Source organism: Albidovulum sp. (assembly GCF_041919395.1).
Lineage (GTDB): Bacteria > Pseudomonadota > Alphaproteobacteria > Rhodobacterales > Rhodobacteraceae > Albidovulum.
The window spans coordinates 1-2,992 of record NZ_JAYRTX010000174.1; the positions used below are offsets into that span (position 1 = coordinate 1).

4 protein-coding genes and 1 pseudogene are annotated in these 2,992 nt (G+C 71.0%); 4 read left to right on the plus strand and 1 reads right to left on the minus strand.

The features are described 5' to 3' along the window. Positions 1 to 240, minus strand: a 240-nt coding sequence (locus tag ACMUOO_RS16960) for a precorrin-6A/cobalt-precorrin-6A reductase (protein ID WP_413855786.1), incomplete at its 3' end; no start/stop codon positions are given. On the opposite strand from ACMUOO_RS16960, the gene cbiE reads away from it, so the two are divergent. The 4 genes and pseudogenes from cbiE to ACMUOO_RS16980 form a co-directional block, all read left to right on the plus strand. Next, the gene (gene cbiE / locus ACMUOO_RS16965) at positions 239 to 1,426 is read left to right on the plus strand and encodes a precorrin-6y C5,15-methyltransferase (decarboxylating) subunit CbiE (protein ID WP_301918114.1); all 1,188 of its coding nucleotides are present in this window, start codon (positions 239 to 241) and stop codon (positions 1,424 to 1,426) included. The genes ACMUOO_RS16960 and cbiE overlap by 2 nt on opposite strands. Further along, on the plus strand, positions 1,423 to 1,785 hold the full coding sequence (locus ACMUOO_RS16970) for a cobalamin biosynthesis protein (protein WP_301918113.1): 363 nt from the start codon (positions 1,423 to 1,425) through the stop codon (positions 1,783 to 1,785). The genes cbiE and ACMUOO_RS16970 overlap by 4 nt, the downstream gene beginning before the upstream one ends. Beyond that, complete coding sequence (gene cobM / locus ACMUOO_RS16975; protein ID WP_301918112.1) at positions 1,782 to 2,564, plus strand: precorrin-4 C(11)-methyltransferase; 783 nt, start codon at positions 1,782 to 1,784, stop codon at positions 2,562 to 2,564. The genes ACMUOO_RS16970 and cobM overlap by 4 nt, the downstream gene beginning before the upstream one ends. After that, positions 2,561 to 2,992, plus strand: a pseudogene (locus ACMUOO_RS16980) (cobyrinic acid a,c-diamide synthase); the annotation flags it as partial. The gene cobM and the pseudogene ACMUOO_RS16980, both read left to right, overlap by 4 nt.

A 2,992-nucleotide genomic window follows, 5' to 3' on the forward strand; every position in this document is an offset into this window, starting at 1 on the left:
GCTCATCCGGGCGGCAAAGGGATGGGTCGCATCGACCACGTGAGTGACGCCTTCGTCCCGCAGGTAGCGCACAAGCCCCGCGACGCCGCCGAAGCCGCCGACCCGCGTCGGCACCGGCTGTGCGACCGGTGCCTCCGTGCGCCCGGCATAGGAAAACACAGCGTCGATCCCGGCAGAGGCGAGCGCCCGGGCAAGCTGGCTCGCCTCGGTCGTGCCGCCGAGAAGAAGGACGCGCGTCATGGCTGATCCCTGGCTGACGATCATCGGTCTCGGCGAAGATGGACTGGCGGGGTTGTCGGACGCAAGCCGCGCCGCGCTGTGCGCTGCCGCGATCGTCTTCGGTGCGCCCCGGCACCTTGCCCTCGCCAGCGTTGGGGATCGGGGCCGGGAATGGCCCAACCCGTTCTCGATAGAGCCCGTTCTGGCCGAAAGAGGCCGGAACGCCGTCGTCCTCGCCTCCGGCGACCCGTTCTGGTTCGGTGCCGGCGGGAGCCTCGCGGCGCGTCTCGCGCCCGGAGAATGGACATGCCATCCTGCCCCGTCGACGTTTTCGCTTGCGTCCGCGCGGCTCGGTTGGCGGCTTGAAGACACGCTCTGCCTCGCGCTGCACGCGGCGCCCCTTGAACGGCTCGTCCCCGTGCTTGCCCGGGGGGTACGTGCCATCTGCCTTCTGCGCGACGGCGCGGCGGTCGGGGAGCTTGCCCGCTGGCTGACCGACAGGGGCTTCGGCGCCTCCCGCCTTTCCGTTCTGGAAGCGCTGGGTGGCCCAGCCGAACGGGTGCGAACCGTCGTAGCCGACAGGTTCGATCTGCCGGACGTCCGCCATCCGGTCGCGGTGGCCATCGCGGCAGACGGTGCGGCCGGTCTGCCGCGGGCATCGGGGCTTCCTGACGCGCTCTTCGCGCATGACGGGCAGATCACGAAGCGACCTGTCCGCGCCCTGACGCTTTCGGCGCTGGCGCCGCGTCCTGGCGAGGTGCTCTGGGATCTCGGCGCCGGCTCGGGTTCCGTTTCGGTCGAATGGTGCCTCACGGCGCCCGGCACTACGGCGCACTGCGTCGAGTCACGCCCTGACCGCGCGGGAAACGTGCGCGCCAATGCGGCCGGTTTCGGCCTCGCGCACCGCATGTCCGTGACAGAGGGTCGCTGGACCGATGTCCTTGCGGGCCTTCCTGCGCCCGATGCCGTCTTTGTGGGCGGCGGTGCCGATCCTGCCGGAATAGACACTCTCTGGCACCTGCTTCCACCAGGCGCGCGCCTCGTCGTCAACACAGTGACGCTGGAGTCCGAGGCGCTTCTCGCCGCCTGTCAGGCGCGCCATGGCGGCACGCTCCTGCGGATCGAACTCGCCACGGCCGAGTCGCTCGGCCGCCTGCGCGGCTGGCAGCCCTCCCGCCCGGTCGTGCAGTGGAGCGTCGTGAAATGAGGGCGGCGGGGTTCGGCTTCCGCGCCGCTGCGACAGTCGAATCGCTCGCAGACGCACTGGAACGTGCGGGGGGAAGCGTGGACAGGGTCGCGACTGCCGCCGACAAGGCCGACGCACCGGCGTTCCGCACCCTGGCCCGCGATCTTGGCCTTCCGGTGCTTGGCATCGCTCAGGACCGGCTTGCGCGGGAAAGCACATTGACCCATTCCGCCCGTGTCGCGGACCGGTTCGGGACCGGCTCGCTCGCCGAGGCGGCGGCGCTCGCGGCGGCGGGGCCGGGGGCGCGGCTTCTTGGCCCGCGTGTCGTCTCGTCGGACGGGCTCGCGACGGCGGCGATAGCAGAAAGGACGGACGCATGACGGTACATTTCATCGGCGCGGGACCTGGCGCGGCAGACCTATTGACGCTGCGGGGGCGGGACCTGATCGCCGCCTCCCCGGTCTGTCTCTACGCGGGCTCGCTCGTACCGGAGGCGGTGCTCGGGCATTGCCCGCCCGGTGCGCGGATCGTCAACACCGCGCCGCTGTCGCTCGACGAGATCATCGCCGAGATGGCGGCCGCCCATGCGGCGGGCCAGGATGTAGCGCGGCTGCATTCCGGCGACCTTTCGGTCTGGTCGGCGATGGGCGAGCAGCTCCGCCGTCTCCGCACCCTCGGGATCCCTTATGATGTCACACCCGGCGTGCCGTCCTTCGCCGCCGGGGCCGCCGCGCTGGGTGCGGAACTGACCCTGCCAGGCGTCGTCCAGTCCGTCGTCCTGACGCGCACCTCGGGTCGCGCGACCGCCATGCCGCCCGGCGAGACGCTGGAAAACTTTGCGCGCACGGGCGCCATGCTTGCCATCCATCTCTCGGTCCATGTGCTTGACCGGGTCGTGAAGGAACTCACCCCGCACTACGGCGGCGATTGCCCGGTTGCGATCATCTGGCGCGCATCATGGCCCGACGAGCGCATCGTCCGGGCGACGCTGGCGACCCTCCGAACGGCCATCGGAGAGGAGATGGAGCGGACGGCGCTGATATTCGTCGGCCGCTCGATCGGAGCGGAGGAATTCGGTGAAAGCAGGCTCTATGCAGGCGATTACGACCGCCGGTATCGCCCGGTGGGCACGCACCCGAGGTTTCCCGATCCCGAATGATCCCTCCAGGTCTCATCATCTCCGCCCCCGCCTCCGGCACCGGCAAGACGACGGTGACGCTCGGCCTTCTCGCCGCGTTCCGGGCGGCCGGCCTGACCGTGCAGCCGTTCAAGAGCGGGCCGGACTACATCGACCCCGCCTTCCACCGCGTCGCCTCCGGGCGGGCGTCGGTGAACCTCGACACCTGGGCCATGGGCAAGGACCGGATCGGCGGGCTGATTGCCGCGGCGGAGGGTGCGGACCTGATCCTGGCCGAGGGCTCGATGGGGCTCTTCGACGGCGTGGCGCATCCGGGCGAAGCCGGAACCGGCGCGTCTGCCGATCTCGCGGCGCTGACGGGCTGGCCGGTGGTACTCGTGCTCGACGTCTCCGGCCAGGCGCAATCAGCGGCGGCCGTGGCGCTGGGATTCGCCGCGATGCGCCCGGAC

Bases quoted from the DNA above. Each gene is read 5' to 3' on its own strand.
- cbiE (WP_301918114.1), top strand. From the start codon at position 239: ATGGCTGATCCCTGGCTGACGATCATCGGTCTCGGCGAAGATGGACTG.
- ACMUOO_RS16970 (WP_301918113.1), top strand. From the start codon at position 1,423: ATGAGGGCGGCGGGGTTCGGCTTCCGCGCCGCTGCGACAGTCGAATCG.
- cobM (WP_301918112.1), top strand. From the start codon at position 1,782: ATGACGGTACATTTCATCGGCGCGGGACCTGGCGCGGCAGACCTATTG.